We start from the raw sequence: 15,546 nt of genomic DNA, 5'->3' as shown, positions 1-15,546 counted from the left end.
CGTCAAAAAAGCCCTCTCGGGGGGCTCATGCGAAGTGGGAGATTCGATGCCAGTGAGTGGGCAGTGGGATCCTTTCGACGGTGAGGCGGAATCACGCGTGGGTGAGGAACATGCGCTGATGTTCGTACGCACCTGACGCTGTGCTACACGCCCTCGACACCCGACTCGACGGCACGCCCGCTGCCGCAAGCTCCGCCAAACGCTATCGCCGCGTCTTGAACGTCGTCCTGCGCTATGCCATCCGCCAGAACGTCCTGGCGGACAACCCGTTGCCCAAGGGGAGGGACGAGAACGCCGCCCCGAAGACCTCCGGCGCAGTCGACAAGCGCTCTCTCCTCAACCCCGGGCAGGTGGCTGCACTGCTCGTCTGGATCGCCTCCCGCCCGCGCACCGGCCACCGGCTCACGGCGTTCTTCGCGACGCTCTACTACGCCGGCCTCCGCCCCGAGGAAGCGGTCGCACTCCGCGTCGAGGGCGCCGTCCTCCCTTCCACCGGTTGGGGTGAACTCCGGGTGCACACCGCAGCGCCCGAGGTCGGCAAGCAGTGGACGGACGACGGCGAGGTCCACGAGACCCGGGATCTGAAGGGGCGGGCGTCAGGGGACACCCGCACCGTGCCCGTGCATCCCGCCCTCGCATCGATCCTCCACACCCTCGTCGCCCAGGACCAGTTGACAGCGGGAGATCTCTTCTTCCCCGGCGAGAAAGGCGGCCTGCTCGCCGGCTCCGTCTACCGGCGAGCCTGGGACAAGGCCCGCACGGCAGTCCTGACCGAGCGGGAGTACAGCTCGCCCGTTGGCAAGCGGGTGTACGACCTCCGCCACACCTGCCTGACGACCTGGCTCAACCACGGCATCCCGCCCGCGCAGGTCGCCGAATGGGCAGGCAACAGCGTGCCGGTGCTGCTTTCCACCTACGCGCGCTGCATCATCGGACAGACCGTTGAACTACAGCAGCGCATCGAGGGGCCCCAGAAGCTCCCGGGCGTGCCACTGGCTCCAGGCCCCAGGGACTTGCTCTCACGGCCGCTTTCCACGGCGGCGGGCCGCGCCCGCTGATCGCGACGGTGACAAGGTGCATACGGTAGGGCCCGGCTTCGGTCGGGCCCTATGCCTATACCCGTATGTCGAGTGAGCGAGGAGGCAAGAGGCGCAGCCGAGGGGTGCTCCCCTTCCAAGATCTCGTGGCGCGAAGGGCCGCCTCGCCCCCGGAGGGCCGGACCCTCGTATCACCGGGCACGCCGAAACTTCGGGAAGTTTTCGGGAAGAACAGCCGCCGAAACCCGCCCCGGACCGCCTCCAGCCGGACAGATCCGCCTTCTCCGCCCCCGGCATCCGACGGCCCGACGAAGCCACCAAACACCCCCTGACCAGCAAAAAGACCCTCCCAAGAGGAGGGTCTCGCGAAGCGCCCCCGGCAGGACTCGAACCTGCGGCCAAGTGCTTAGAAGGCACCTGCTCTATCCACTGAGCTACGGGGGCCGGGTGTGAACGTGGATCACGGACCGCGGACAAGGATAGAGGTCCGGGTGCCTCGTCCCGGTTGCTTCACCTCCGTGGCACGTTGTGGAGGTTCCGTGAAGCGGTCCCGATAATCGCAGGCAGGTACGAATCCTGCACCGCTTTTGGCGCCTCGTGCGGCGGGTGTTGTGCACTCGTTATGCCTCCGCCTCGTGTGTCGCGGACGTCTCGCGCGCCACTTATCCCGTTCTGTAGGGGTTCTTGCGGCGCGCACGAGGGGTTATACGCTTCAAAAACCCAACGAAATTGGGCATTCTGCACATGTGGCGACCTTGGACGTACGACCCCGGCTGATCGACGCACTGTCCGTTCTGCGCGACCGCGTCGACGCCGCACGCTTTCCACTGCCACTCCGGGGCGCTGCCCGCGCCCGGCGCAATCGGGCCGAGCTGCTCGCCCAGCTCGATGACTATGTGATTCCCCGTCTGCGCTCTCCTCAGGCCCCGCTGCTCGCGGTGATCGGCGGATCGACCGGTGCGGGCAAGTCCACGCTGGTCAATTCGCTGGTCGGGCGGCGGGTCTCGGAGGCCGGGGTGCTGCGCCCGACGACGCGTACGCCGGTGCTGGTCTGCCATCCCGACGATCTCCACTGGTTCGCCGGACCACGCGTCCTGCCCCAGCTCGCCCGGGTGTGGGTTCCCGAACAGGATGACGGCGGCGAGGGCGCATATGCGGCGGGTGGTGGGCGTGGGACGGGCAGTGGGCCGGGCGCCCGTATGGCGCATGGGTCCTGTGCGGGTCATGCGACTCACGGGGGACATCGTGAGCCCCATGGGGGGAATGGGCCGGGGGCCGGCCCGGAGGGTCGTGGTGGCGCGCACAGGGTGGTGGGTGGGGCGGGAGCGGAGCGTAAGGCGTCCGAGCTGTATGTGGAGGAGGAGGCGGCGGGGGCCGCGGAGAGCCATGGATATGGGGCTGCGGTGGGTGAGGGTGCGGCTGGTGGGGACTTTGGGGCGTACGGCGGCGGGGGTGGGGGGAGTGGCGTAGGGCTCGGGAGGGACGGGGGCGGGGCCGAGACGGGGATGCTGACGGTGCGGATCGAGACCGATCCGGCGTTGCCCAGCGGGCTGGCGCTGCTGGACGCACCGGACATCGATTCGCTGGTCGCGCGGAACCGGGAGCTGGCCGCCGAGCTGATCTGCGCGGCGGATGTGTGGGTGCTGGTCACCACGGCGGCCCGGTACGCGGATGCGGTGCCCTGGCATCTGCTGCGTACGGCCAAGGAGTACGACGTGACGCTGGTGACCGTCCTGGACCGGGTGCCGCATCAGATTGCCACCGACATCTCCGGGCGGTACGCCGAACTTCTCCAGCGCGCCGGGCTCGGCCATGTCCCGCGGTTCACCATTCCCGAGCTGCCCGAATCGGCCGGCGGAGGCAGCGGGCTGCTGCCCGCCACGGCCGTCGCGGCGCTGCGGGAGTGGCTGGAACGGCACGCCCAGGACCCCGTCGCCCGCGCCGCCGCGGCGGAACGCACGGCCGCCGGGGTGATCGCCTCGCTGCGCAGCCGGCTGCCCGCACTGGCCGGGGCCGCCGCCGCCCAGCATGCTGCGGCGCTGCGGCTGGCCGGCCGGGTCGAGGAGGCGTACGAGCGGGCCGCGGAGCGGGTACGGCAGGAGGTCGCGGCCGGTGAGGTGCTCTCCGGGGACGCGCGCGCCCACTGGCGCGACCATGGGCTCGACGGCCGGTCGGACGAGCTGCTCGACGCCCTGACCGACGGGCTCACCTCGCTGCTGACCTGCGCCGTGGACGAGGCCGACGAGCGGGCCGCGGAGTCCTGGCGGCGGGATCCCGCGGCGGCCGAGGTCGCGCTGACGGCCGCCGCGGGCGCCTCGGGTGCGGGCGGCCGGCTCGGGGTGATCGTCCGGCGCTGGCGGCGCTGCCTGGAGGAGCTGGCCGAGGAGGAGACCCGTGAGGCGCGCGCCGGCCAGGCCGGGGAGCGTGCGGGGTCGGTGGAGCCGGAGGAATCGGCCGCGCTGTTGGCCACGGCGCTGCTCGGCGGCCGTCGCGCCCGTACGGCGGGCGAGAACCTCGCCGACCTCCTGGGGGCGCAGAGCGCGCTCCGGCTCTGCGAACGGGGCGGCCGGCTCCTGGCCACCTATCTGGAGCGCGCGCTGGACGGTGAGCGCGAGCGGCGGCTGGCGCCCCTGGACCAGCTGACCGTGCCCCTGGACCAACAGGCGGAGCTGATTGCCGCGCTGTCCGTATTGCAGAGGGAGAAGCAGCGGGAGACGGAGAAGGAGCCGCGGCAGCAGCAGCGGCAGGCGGACGAGCGGGCGAGGGCGATGGAGAAGGAGGAGGTGTCGGGGTGAGCGATTCCGAGGCGGTTGGTTACGGGGAGGGCGCGGGGAACAACGGGCGGGGGATGGGGGAGGGGAAGCCCGGCGGTGCGGTGGGGGAGGGCGTGATGCCGGGTGAGGACGTGGCGTTGAGGAGCGGCGTGGGGTCGGTAGCCGGTAGTGCGCCGGTGGTGGGTGAGTCGCTGGTGGCTGGTGGGATGGCTGGGGGAGAGCGGAGGCCGGGGGAGTCGGTGGCGACGGGGGCCGGTGTGGCGACGGGGGCGCCTCCCGTGGAGGGAGAGCCTGTGGTGGGTGCAGAGGCTGTGGTTCCTGTGGTCTCTGGGGCTTCTGGGGAGTTGGCGGGGGCAGCGGAGCATCAGCGGGCTCAAGTGGCTCATGGGGCTGTGGTGTCGGAGGCGGAGCAGGAGTCCGAAGTGGCTTCGGGGGCGGCTGTGCACGAGGCAATGGTGGGCGGGGCGTGGGATGACGGGTTGATTGCGCGGCGGGCGCGGGGTGCGGGCGTGCCCAGGCCGGGGACGCGGGGGGAGCCGTCTGTGGAGGCAGGTGTGGCGGCGGGTGTGGGTGTGTCGTCCGGTGCCTCGGTCGGCACGCCGGCCGGTGTGCCGGTGGGGGCGGGTGCCGAGTCGGGTGCGCGGGCGGGCGGTGCGGCCCCTGCCGAGGAAGCCGGTGCCGGCGCTGCCCGTACTGCGGAAGCCCGTATCGGAGAGGCCCGTATCGGGGAGGCCCGTACGGCGGCAGTTCATGGCGCGGGATCCCGTATGGAGAGGGCGCGTGGCGAGGGAGCACGTGGCGCGTTCCGTGCCGACCCGCGTATGGAGGCCATGGTCCAGCCGCGTTCGCCGGCCGAGATGGAGAGCGGCGCCTGGGGCGCGTACCGGTGGGGCGCGGACGGGGGGCGGTGGGCCGTGGGGGGCGGGCTGCGCGGGCGGCTGGATGCGTTGCGGGAGTTGATCGCGCTGTCCCGGACCCGGCTGGACAGGCGGACGCTGGAGGGGGCGGGCCGGGTGCTGGAGACGGCGGACGAGCGGTACCGGCTGTCCGGTGAGCACACCGTCGTCGCCATCGCGGGGGCGACCGGCAGCGGTAAGTCGTCGCTGTTCAACGCGCTGGCCGGGGCGAACCGTTCACAGGTCGGGCCGCGGCGGCCGACGACCGCGGAGCCGGTGGCCTGTGTCTGGCCGGGCAGCCGGCCGGGCGCGGACGGGCTGCTGCACCGGCTCGGCGTGCCCACCCACCGCCGGCATGTTCCGGCCGACGGCAGCACCGAGCTGCGCGGACTCATCCTGATCGATCTGCCCGACCACGACTCCTCGGCCACCGAGCACCGCGCCCAGGTGGACCGGATGCTGGAGCTGGTGGACGCGGTGATCTGGGTGGTGGACCCGGAGAAGTACGCGGACGCGGTGCTGCACGAGCGCTATCTGCGGCCGCTGGCGGGCTACGCCGAGGTCATGTTCGTCGTCCTCAACCAGGTGGACCGGCTGCCCGGGGACGCCGCCGACCAGGTGGTGGACGATCTGCGCCGGCTGCTGGACGAGGACGGGCTGGCGCTCGGCGAACACGGGGAGCCCGGCGCGGCGGTGCTCGCGCTGTCCGCGGCGACCGGCCGGGGCGTGGGGGAACTACGGGAGGCACTCGGCCAGTTCGTCGCGGAACGGGGCGCGGCGGACCGGCGGCTGGCGGCGGATGTGGACGCGGCGACCGAGCGGTTGCGGTCGGCATATGTGGCGCAGAACGGGATCGGGCTGACCGAACGGGCCCGTGCGGAGTTCGACGACCGTTTGGCGGAGGCGGTGGGGGCGGTGGCCACCGGGCGGGCGGCGGAGCGCGATTGGCTGCGGTACGCGGAGCGTGCCTGCGGGTCTCCGTGGTCGCGGATGCGGCGGTGGCGGTGGCGGGGCAGCCGGTGGGGGGCCGGTGGCTTCGGGGCGGGGGCGAACGAGGGGTGGATGACGGGCGCGGGGGCGACCGGAGCGGGGACGACGGGAGTGCGGGCTACGGGAGCGGGGGACGGCCAGGGAGGAGGACGTGCAGGCGCCGGGCAGACGGGCGCCGGGCGGACCGATGAGGGGCGGATCGGTGCGGGGCGGGGCCGTAGGGGGCGGGCGGGAGCGAGGTGGAGCCAGGACGGGCGGGCCGCCATGGGGCAGGTCTGCGCGGGGCACGGGGAAGCGGGACGGACGGGAACGGGACGGGCGCATTCCGGGCCGAACGGTGAGGGGCCCGAGGGTCTGACCGCTTCCGGGCGGAGCGGCAGGCGGCAGGGCCTGGTGGAGCGGCAGTGGGCGGCCGGGCATCCGGGAGCCGGCGGGGCCGGGGCCGGTGAGATGGGCGCGTCGGCGGTGGACGGCCGGGCGGCGGCCCGGCCGGTGGTCGAACACGCCGTCCGCACGGTGGCCGCCGAGGCGGCGCACGGGCTGCCGGCGCCCTGGGCCCACGCAGTGCGGGAGGCGGCGGACCGCGGTGCCTACGGGCTGCCGGAGGCACTGGACAAGGTGGCGGCGGATGCCGAGGAGGCCCTACGGGGCGGGCCGGCCGTGAAGCCGCGGTGGTGGACGGTTGCCGCCTCGTTGCAGGGCATGCTGTCCGTCCTCCAAGTCGTCGGTGTGCTGTGGCTGCTGGGCGCGGTCACAGGCGTGGGCGATGCGACGGCCTGGATCTCCGGGCTGCTGCCCGCGGTTCTCGGGTCGGTGGGCGGGCCGGCGCTGGGGTGGATGTGCCGGGTGGTGGCGCGCGGACCGGCCCGCCGTTACGGGCAGGACGCCGAGCGGCGGCTGCGGAGCACGGCGGCGGCGTGCGGGCGGGCGCGGGTGCTGGAGCCGGTCGCCGCCGAGCTGCTGCGCTATCGCGAGGTGCGGGAGCAGTACGCGGTGGCCTCGGGCGTGTGACGGCGGGAGGGCAGCGGAGCAAACGGGGAGTGGCGCAACGGCCGGGTGGGGGCGGGAGTTGGTGACCGGCGGGGTGGAGGGGACGGCTGAGGCGACCGGGCGGTAGCGGCTGTGGCGGTCGCGGTCGCGGCCGGGGACGAGGGAGGCGTGGGCGAGGGCGGCCGGGGCGGATGACGGCTGGAGTGGATGACGACCCGGGGCCGAGGGCGGCTGGTGAGCGCGGAGAAGGCCCGATGGCTGCCGGCAGGCGGGGCCAGCCGGGAGACAGTGCCCCCGGGCTGTGAACACCCCAGCGTCGCTCCCCTTCTCTCTCCCTCCCGGGTGGCCGAGTTGTCCACAGTCGGCCACCCGTCCACACCCCGCCGCGGCGCTTGCCGAATCCGTGCAGCATGAGGTCAACGCAGCGCGAGCGGTACGCGACGAGAGCGGCCGCCGGACACGGGGGAGGCGCAGCAGGTGAACGACACGATGGTGACGCTGGTGGGGAATGCCGCGACGGCGGTGGAGCACCGGCAGACGGCGGCGGGTGTGACGGTGTCGAGATTCCGGCTGGCGGCGACCTCCCGCCGGTGGGACAAGGCACAGGAGCGCTGGACCGACGGCGAGACGAGTTTCTATACGGTCCGGTCGTGGCGTGGGCTCGCCGACAATGTGGCGGCGTCGGTGGCGGTGGGTGAACCCCTCATCGTCCAGGGACGGTTGCGGCTGCGGGAGGGGGAGCAGCCACCCGAGAAGGGTGGGCAGCGCTGGTTCTCGGCGGAGGTCGACGCCGTGGCGATCGGCCACGATCTCACGCGGGGCACCGCCGCATTCCGAAGGGTCCTCCGGGCGGTACGCACGGGAGCGGACGGCACTTCCGCCCCCGCTCAGCAACCTTCCCCGGCGCCGGAAGCCCCCACAGCATCGGAGCCCTCCCCATCAGGACAGTTGTCCTCGGCACCCGCTCCGCCGGCGCAACAAGACTTATGGGAAAGCCCATTGCCGGAAGCCGGCGCCCGGACGACCCCCAAGGCACCGACAGCAGCCAACTCTCCCACCGCAAACAACTCTCCAACGACAACCAACTCTCCAATCAACTCCCCAACGGACACCGACCCGCCAACGGACGCCAAGGCGCGGACAGCCGGTGAAGCGCGGCCACCCTCCAGAACCCGGGCGGCCTCCAGACCCCGTCCAGCCTCCAAAACCCGGACAGGCGCCAGAGCTCGGACAGTTCGCAAGGATCAGACGGCCGCCAGGGTCGCCACGACCGCGAAAACGCCTGCGACCAGCGGGATTGCAGCCGGAGGGGGGAGCCCGGGGGACTCCGCCGCATCGTCTTCCTGCGTGCCCCATTCGCCGGGCAAGGTGAGTTTGCCCTGAAAAGTCCCGGTGATTTGTCGATAATGCCAGGTCAGGGTGCTCGTGGTCGGTAACGATTGCGATTCGGATCGCTTATGAGATGCCATTACTGGGGACCCTGATGCACCTGCTCCATAAGATCCGACAAGTACTCACGGGGGCTGACGAGTTCGGCTGTTGAGTTCTTTGGGATCTTTCCGGCGAGGCAACCTCTCCCACTCGACCGCCTCGCCCAGAGGGGAATTTCATGCTTTCGATAAAGAGGCGGGGCGCAGCCCGCCTTGCCGCCGCGGTCGTGGCCTCCGGCCTCGTCGCGGCGGGTGCGATAGCCACCGCGGGGCCTGCCGCGGCGGACGAGACGACCCCCGCCCACGGGGGTGCCACCGCCACGCTCGGCGGTCTGAAGACCTTTGACCAGGCGGTCGTGCACAACGACGGAGGGGACCAGCGCGTCGGCGCCGGCCTCTTCGAGATGGCGGTCGACAACGGCGGCACGCTCCAGACGTACTGCATCGACATCCACAACCCGACGCAGCAGCAGGCCAAGTACCAGGAAGTGCCCTGGAGCGCCTCGTCGCTGCACAACAACGGGGACGCGGGCAAGATCCGCTGGATTCTTCAGAACTCCTACCCGCAGGTGAACGACCTGGCCGCGCTCGCCACCAAGGCCGGCGCCGGGAACCTCACCGAGAAGACCGCCGCGGCCGGCACCCAGGTCGCGATCTGGCGCTTCTCCGACCACGCCAAGGTGGACGCGGTCGACCCGGCGGCCGAGAAGCTCGCCGACTACCTCGAGAAGAGCGCGCAGAACGTCGCCGAGCCCAAGGCCTCGCTGACGCTCGACCCGCCGGCCGTCTCCGGCAAGTCCGGCAGCAAGCTCGGCCCGGTCACCGTGCACACCAACGCCGACAGCGTCACGATCTCCCCGGCCGCCGGTGTGCCTGCCGGTGCCAAGGTCGTCGGCAAGGACGGCAAGCCGGTCACCAGCGCGACCGACGGCACCCAGCTGTTCTTCGACGTGCCCGCGGGCGCCGCGGACGGCAGCAGCTCGCTGACCGCGCAGGCCGCCACCAAGGTCCCGGTCGGCCGCGCCTTCACCGGCATCGGTGAGCACGCCAAGAGCCAGACCCAGATCCTGGCCGGCTCCAGCGAGTCCACGGTCTCCGCGGCCGCCACGTTCTCGTGGAAGAAGCAGGGCGCCATCCCGGCGATCACCGCGGAGAAGAACTGCGCCAAGGGCGGCGTGGACGTCACGGCGAGCAACAAGGGCGATGAGGCGTTCCGCTTCCAGCTCTCCGGCAAGGACTACGAGATCGCGCCCGGCAAGTCGCAGACCGTGACCGTGCCGGTGGCCGAGGACCAGCCGTACAACATCACGATCAAGGGTGAGGGCGGCTTCAAGAAGTCGTTCTCCGGGGTCCTGGACTGCAAGACCGCCGGCAGCGGCGGCGGCAAGCCCTCCAGCCAGCCCAGCCCGGCCTCGGTCGGCGGCAGCACCGGCGGGGACAAGGGCGGCGACCTCGCCGAGACCGGTTCCAGCAACGCCACCCCGATGATCGCGGGCATCGCGGTCGTCCTCGTCGTGGTCGGCGGCGCGGCGGTGTTCTTCCTCCGTAAGAAGAAGGCCGGCACCCCCGCCCAGTAACACCCGGCGGCCGGTGTCCCTCCCGGCGTCCGGCCGTACTCGGTGACCACTCGGCTCGGTGACCACTCGGTGACCCGAGGGTGAGCCCCCGACGGCCCCGGAGCGCAGCAGCCCTCCGGGGCCGTCGGCGTTCGCTCGGCGCCGTCCGCATCGCGGACAGCCGGACAGGGCCGGGCTCACGTACACAGAGCCGGCTCACGTACAGCGGCAGCGCGTCCGGCACGCCACGCGCACCGCCGGAGCCCGCTCCCAGGTGATCAACGCTGACAGACGGCAATCAAGCGGACACAGGGGCGTGGCAGGCCGGGGTTGAGCAGGGGCGCTCTGACCTACTCGTTTCCGCCTGAGCGCAGGCGTACGGCAAGATGGGGTGTATCTGCCCTCCCTCGGTTGCCGCGCACGATGGCCCCGGGGCGGTGCCGCACAGACCCTGATCGATCCAATCTGCCGGACGGTTTCTCTTGGCTGAGTACATCTACACGATGCGCAAGGCGCGCAAGGCGCACGGCGACAAGGTCATCCTCGATGACGTGACGCTGAGCTTCCTGCCGGGCGCAAAGATCGGTGTCGTGGGTCCCAACGGCGCCGGTAAGTCCACGGTGCTGAAGATCATGGCTGGTCTTGAGCACCCGTCGAACGGTGACGCGTTCCTCTCCCCGGGCTACACCGTCGGCATGCTCCTTCAGGAGCCGCCGCTGGACGAGTCCAAGACCGTGCTGCAGAACGTGCAGGACGGCGCGGCCGAGATCATGGGCAAGCTCCACCGCTTCAACGAGGTCGCCGAGCTGATGGCGACCGACTACTCCGACGCGCTGATGGAGGAGATGGGCAAGCTCCAGGAGGACCTCGACCACGCCAACGCGTGGGACCTGGACACCCAGCTGGAGCAGGCCATGGACGCGCTCGGCTGCCCGCCCGGCGACTGGCCGGTCACCAACCTCTCCGGTGGCGAGAAGCGCCGCGTCGCGCTGTGCAAGCTGCTGCTGGAGGCCCCCGACCTGCTGCTCCTCGACGAGCCCACCAACCACCTGGACGCCGAGTCCGTGCAGTGGCTGGAGCAGCACCTGGCGAAGTACCCCGGCACCGTCGTCGCCGTCACCCACGACCGGTACTTCCTCGACCACGTGGCCCAGTGGATCTGCGAGGTCGACCGCGGCCGCCTGCACGGCTACGAGGGCAACTACTCCAAGTACCTGGAGACCAAGCAGACCCGTCTCAAGGTCGAGGGCCAGAAGGACGCCAAGCGCGCCAAGCGCCTCAAGGAAGAGCTGGAGTGGGTCCGCTCCAACGCCAAGGGGCGGCAGGCCAAGTCCAAGTCGCGGCTGGCCCGTTACGAGGAAATGGCCGCCGAGGCCGACAAGATGCGGAAGCTGGACTTCGAGGAGATCCAGATCCCGCCGGGCCCGCGGCTGGGCAGTGTCGTCGTCGAGGTCGACAAGCTCAACAAGGCCTTTGGCGAGAAGGTCCTGATCGAGGACCTGAGCTTCACCCTGCCGCGCAACGGCATCGTCGGCATCATCGGTCCGAACGGCGCCGGCAAGACCACGCTGTTCAAGATGCTCCAGGGTCTGGAGACCCCGGACTCCGGCGACATCAAGGTCGGCGAGACCGTCAAGATCTCCTACGTCGACCAGAGCCGCGAGAACATCGACCCCAAGAAGACCCTGTGGGCCGTGGTCTCCGACGAGCTGGACTACATCAACGTCGGCCAGGTCGAGATGCCCTCGCGGGCGTACGTCTCCGCGTTCGGCTTCAAGGGCCCGGACCAGCAGAAGCCGGCCGGGGTGCTCTCCGGCGGTGAGCGCAACCGCCTCAACCTGGCGCTCACCCTCAAGCAGGGCGGCAACCTGCTGCTCCTCGACGAGCCGACCAACGACCTCGACGTCGAGACCCTGTCGTCGCTGGAGAACGCGCTCCTGGAGTTCCCGGGCTGCGCCGTGGTCGTCTCCCACGACCGCTGGTTCCTCGACCGCGTCGCCACGCACATCCTGGCGTACGAGGGCGACTCCCGGTGGTTCTGGTTCGAGGGCAACTTCGAGTCCTACGAGAAGAACAAGATCGAGCGCCTCGGTGCGGACGCGGCCCGCCCGCACCGCGCCACGTACAAGAAGCTCACCCGGGGCTGACCGGCGTGCGACACCTCTACTCCTGCCCCCTGCGCTGGTCGGACATGGACGCGTTCGGCCATGTCAACAACGCGGTGTTCGTCCGCTACCTCGAAGAGGCGCGGATCGACTTCACGCGCCGGCTGGCGCCGGGGGACGGCAGCCCGTCGTTCACGGGCGGCTCGGTCGTCGCCCGGCACGAGATCGACTATGTGCGGCCGCTGGTCCACCGGCACGCCCCGGTGACCGTCGAGTTGTGGGTGAAGAAGATCAGCGCCGCGTCGATGACGGTCGGCTATGAGGTCAAGGACGAGGACACCCTCTACCTGCGGGCCTCGACCGTCGTTGTGCCGTACGACTTCACCGAGGAGCGTCCCCGCCGCCTCAGCGCGGAGGAGAAGGCGATCCTGAAGGAGTATCTGGACGACGCCGCGCATCAGGGGGGATCCGCCGCGGTATGACGGCGCTGCACCTGGCCGATGCGGGGGAGGCGGCGGATCTCGCCGCCTTCCTCGCCCGCCTGATCCACTACGACCGCGCCGCCGCGGTACGGCTCCAGGCCGGCGGCGGGGTGCTCGCCGTCTTCGGCCGCCCGCCGTCCTTCGAGGTGCTGGCCATCCGTACGGCCCGGCTCGCCGACGACACCAGCCTGGACCGTACGGTCTCGGCCGGTGAACTCCTCGACGGCGTGGACGAGTCGGCGGGTGTGCTGACCGTGCCCGCCGCCGTCACCGGTCCGCCGTGGACCGGGGTGCTGCCGCCGCGCGGCGGCTGGCAGCGGGTGCCGGGGCTGCCCGCGCCCGAGGCGCTGATGCGTGCGGTGGCCGCCGCGGTCGCCGAATTCCGCGCCCGTGACGAGGCGTTGCCGCCGCAGCACCGCACCCGCACCGAACGGGACCGCATCGGCCGGGAGATCTGGTCGCGCACCCTGGGCGACACCCATCTCCCGCTGCGCGCCGCGCATGCCGCGCAGTCGCTGGGCTTTCTGCGGCCGGTGCGGGCCGGGGCGCTGGCGGGCAGCGGCAGCGCTCCCGGCGCCGGCTCCGCGCAGCCCGGGCACCGGCCGCTGAGCCTGCTGTCCACGGGCGGCTGGCTGCGGCTGAGCACTCCGTACGGGTCGATCGCCGTACGCACCGGCGGCCCGACGGGGCTGACCGGGCTGTCGGGTCTCACGGTCACGCCCGTCTGACCCTCACGCCCCTCTGACCCTCCGGCCGTTTCGTCGACGCCTAACCCCCACTCCCGTCCCCGTCCCCGTCCCCGTTCTCGCCCCGGCCCCGGGCCGCCCCATCCGCCGTGTGGTCCGGCCACACCCCGATGTGGTCGCTCTCCAGTTCCAGCAGGACGCGGTGGGCCATGCCCAGGCTGGTGGTGTACTCGGTGGGCAGCTGGAGCCGGCCCGCCCGGTCGAGCATGGCGTACTCGCGGGACACCAGGGACTCCTGGCCGGTGGTGGCGTCCCGTTCGGTGCGGCGCAGTACCTCCGAGGAGGTGCGGCCGTCGCGGATCGCGACCGTGCGCCGGACCTCGCTCGCCACCGCCTGGTCATGGGTGACGATCACGATGGTGGTGCCCAGTTCCTCGTTGGCGGTGCGGAAGGCCGTGAAGACCTGTTCGGCGGTGTGTGAGTCCAGTTCGCCGGTCGGCTCGTCGGCCAGCAGGACGGACGGGGTGTTGGCCAGGGCCACCGCGATGGCGGTGCGTTGCTGTTCGCCGCCGGAGAGCTGGTGTGGACGGCGGTCCCGGCAGTGGTGGAGCGAGAGCATCGACAGCAGCTCCTCGGCCCCCTTCGTCCGGGCCACCCGCCGCCGGCCGCCCCGCAACTGCATCGGCAGCATGACGTTCTGAAGGGCCGTCAGATACGGCAGCAGATTGCGGGAGGTCTGCTGCCAGACGAAACCGACCACCTCGCGGCGGTAGCCGAGCCGGGCCCTGGCGTCCATCGTCAGCAGATCGCGGCCGGCGACGGTGGCGGCGCCCGCGGTGGGCACGTCCAGGCCGGCCAGGATGTTCATCAGGGTGGACTTGCCGCTGCCGGACGCGCCGACCAGCGCCATCAACTCGCTCTCCGCGACCAGCAGATCGAGCCCCTGTAGTGCCTGCACCTCCACCCCGTCGGTGGTGAAGACCCGCACCAGCCGGTCGCAGGCGATCAGCGCGTCATGCCCGTAGGCGGGCCGCCCGCGCCGGGAGGCCGCGCGCCGCTCCAGCTCGGCCAGGCTGGTGGGCGCGGCGGGCCGGGGCCCGGACGCCGGGTCCGCCGCGGGGGCGGGCGCGTCCGGTGGGGTGTCGTCGGGCCGTGTGGTCATCGGGTGTCCCCCGCTCTCAACTCGGTGCTCTCGAGCCGCCGTCCGCTCAGCCAGACCTGGGCCAGGGCCACCGCCAGGGCCAGGGCGACCACGCCCGCCGACGGCAGCAGCAGGGACGCGGGATCGGTGTGCAGTCGTACGGTGTCCGCCGCGCCGCCGCCCGAGGTGCCGGGGAGAGCGAGCGCGGTGAGGTCCGTACCGGGGCCCAGCAGCCGGATCGTGGCGACGCCGGCCAGTGCGCCCCCGACGGCCGCGAGCAGCGCCGGCGGCAGCGCCTCCAGGACCAGCAGCCATCGTCCCTGGGCCGGGGCCATCCCCATCGTGCGCAGCCTGGCCAGGAGTTGGCCGCGCTGGGGGGCCGCCTGGAGGAGGGACAGCAGCAGGGCGAGCAGGGCGAAGCCGGCGCCGGCCGCGACCGCGGCGGTGTAGAGGCGTATCGCGCCCTGCTGGAGGGGCGAGTCGGCGAACCCGTCGCGTACGGCGGAGCGCAGCGCCAGACGCACCGACAGCGATCCCGGGGTGTGGGCCCGTACGGCGGTGCGCAGCGCGCCGGTGTCCAGGGAGCGGCCGGACAGCAGGAGGACGGAGGGGCCGGTGGCGGGGTCGCGGTAGGTGTCGGGGTAGCGGCGGGCGACGCTCCCGGCGTCGACGACGACGAAGTCGCCGCCGGGCTGCGCGGGGGTGTCGGCGCGTACGGTCTCCGGGCGGATGACGAGCTGGCCGAACTCCGGCTGGAGGGCCATGGGGGCGCGCCCGAAGCGGGTCAGGAAATGGGGGGAGACGAGCGCGGGCAGCGGGCGGTCGCCGCCGGGGTCGGCCAGGTCCTGGGCGGGGAACGCGCCCAGGCCGGTGGCCCGTGCGAGCCGGGCGTACGCCTCGGCGTCGGCGATGACCAGGTAGAGAGGCGGCCCGTTGTCGTCGGCGGCCTGGACGTCGATACGCAGCGGAACCGCGTTCTCGACTCCCGGTACCTTGCCGGCCGCCCGCCGCAGCGCTTCGGGGAGCGGCTTGTCGGCCGAGATCCGGGCCTCGGCGCCGACCGCGGTCAGCGCCGCGTGGTCCCGTGCCGCGGCGACCCCGGCCAGCACCGAGCCACCGAATGACGCCGTGGTCAGCGCCACCACCAGGGCCAGCAGTGGCAGTCCGGCGGTGGACGGGGCGCGGCCCGCGCGGGCCAGCGACAGAAAGCCGGTCAGCCCGGCGGTGCGGGCGGCGGGGCGGGCCGCCAGCCGCGGCACTATCGGACTGAGGCGCATCAGGACCAGCGCGGCGATCACCCCGATCAGCACCGGCGCGGTGCTGACCAGCGCGTCCACCCCGCCCGTCGCCGTACTGCGGCCCCGCAGCGCGAGCACCGCGCCCACCGCCAGTACCAGCACGGTCAGTTCGGCGACGGTTCGGCGCCGGGAGGGGGGGGGGGGGGGAGAAAGAGGGAGAG

The 15,546-nt window shown here is 72.3% G+C and carries 10 protein-coding genes and 1 tRNA gene; 8 read left to right on the top strand and 3 right to left on the bottom strand.

Annotation, left to right across the window (positions count from 1 at the left end; all coding sequences use genetic code 11):
- Positions 1-215: 215 nt before the first annotated feature.
- A complete protein-coding gene (locus tag AC3EUV_RS30925) occupies positions 216-1,058 on the top strand; it encodes a tyrosine-type recombinase/integrase (protein WP_432145325.1) in 843 nt (280 codons plus the stop codon).
- A 350-nt stretch (positions 1,059-1,408) separates the two neighbouring features.
- On the opposite strand, the gene AC3EUV_RS30920 is transcribed toward AC3EUV_RS30925, so the two are convergent.
- Positions 1,409-1,481 (bottom strand) — tRNA-Arg (locus tag AC3EUV_RS30920).
- Positions 1,482-1,783: 302 nt separating this feature from the next.
- Between AC3EUV_RS30920 and AC3EUV_RS30915 the strand changes: the two genes are divergently transcribed.
- The 7 genes from AC3EUV_RS30915 (at position 1,784) to AC3EUV_RS30885 (ending at position 12,988) form a co-directional block, all read left to right on the top strand.
- Positions 1,784-3,832 carry an ATP-binding protein gene (locus tag AC3EUV_RS30915; protein ID WP_432145326.1) on the top strand — a complete coding sequence of 683 codons (2,049 nt, stop codon included), beginning with the start codon at positions 1,784-1,786 and terminating at the stop codon, positions 3,830-3,832.
- Between the two features lie 800 nt (positions 3,833-4,632).
- Positions 4,633-6,708, top strand: coding sequence for a GTPase (locus AC3EUV_RS30910; RefSeq protein WP_435604386.1), 2,076 nt, complete (start codon positions 4,633-4,635; stop codon positions 6,706-6,708).
- Between the two features lie 468 nt (positions 6,709-7,176).
- Positions 7,177-8,070: a single-stranded DNA-binding protein gene (locus AC3EUV_RS30905; protein WP_435604385.1), complete on the top strand. Its 894-nt coding sequence runs from the start codon at positions 7,177-7,179 to the stop codon at positions 8,068-8,070.
- A gap of 226 nt (positions 8,071-8,296) precedes the next feature.
- A complete protein-coding gene (locus AC3EUV_RS30900) occupies positions 8,297-9,694 on the top strand; it encodes a Cys-Gln thioester bond-forming surface protein (RefSeq protein WP_432145327.1) in 1,398 nt (465 codons plus the stop codon).
- Between the two features lie 461 nt (positions 9,695-10,155).
- Entirely contained in the window at positions 10,156-11,820 is a 1,665-nt protein-coding gene (ettA, locus tag AC3EUV_RS30895) for an energy-dependent translational throttle protein EttA (RefSeq protein WP_432145328.1), read from the top strand.
- A gap of 5 nt (positions 11,821-11,825) precedes the next feature.
- Positions 11,826-12,260 (top strand): acyl-CoA thioesterase, encoded by a 435-nt coding sequence (locus AC3EUV_RS30890; protein ID WP_432145329.1) that lies wholly within the window; start codon positions 11,826-11,828, stop codon positions 12,258-12,260.
- Positions 12,257-12,988: a DUF8010 domain-containing protein gene (locus AC3EUV_RS30885; RefSeq protein WP_432145330.1), complete on the top strand. Its 732-nt coding sequence runs from the start codon at positions 12,257-12,259 to the stop codon at positions 12,986-12,988. The genes AC3EUV_RS30890 and AC3EUV_RS30885 overlap by 4 nt, the downstream gene beginning before the upstream one ends.
- A 40-nt stretch (positions 12,989-13,028) precedes the next feature.
- Here the strand turns inward: AC3EUV_RS30885 and AC3EUV_RS30880 are convergent, their stop codons facing one another.
- Positions 13,029-14,108, bottom strand: coding sequence for an ABC transporter ATP-binding protein (locus AC3EUV_RS30880; RefSeq protein ID WP_435604364.1), 1,080 nt, complete (start codon positions 14,106-14,108; stop codon positions 13,029-13,031).
- On the bottom strand, positions 14,105-15,546 hold a 1,442-nt coding region (locus AC3EUV_RS30875), incomplete at its 5' end, for an FtsX-like permease family protein (protein WP_435604363.1). The genes AC3EUV_RS30875 and AC3EUV_RS30880, both read right to left, overlap by 4 nt.

It is taken from the genome of Streptomyces sp. bgisy130 (assembly GCF_057708345.1).
Note: the sequence above shows the minus strand (reverse complement) of the source record. Positions and strands in the feature narration are given on the sequence as shown.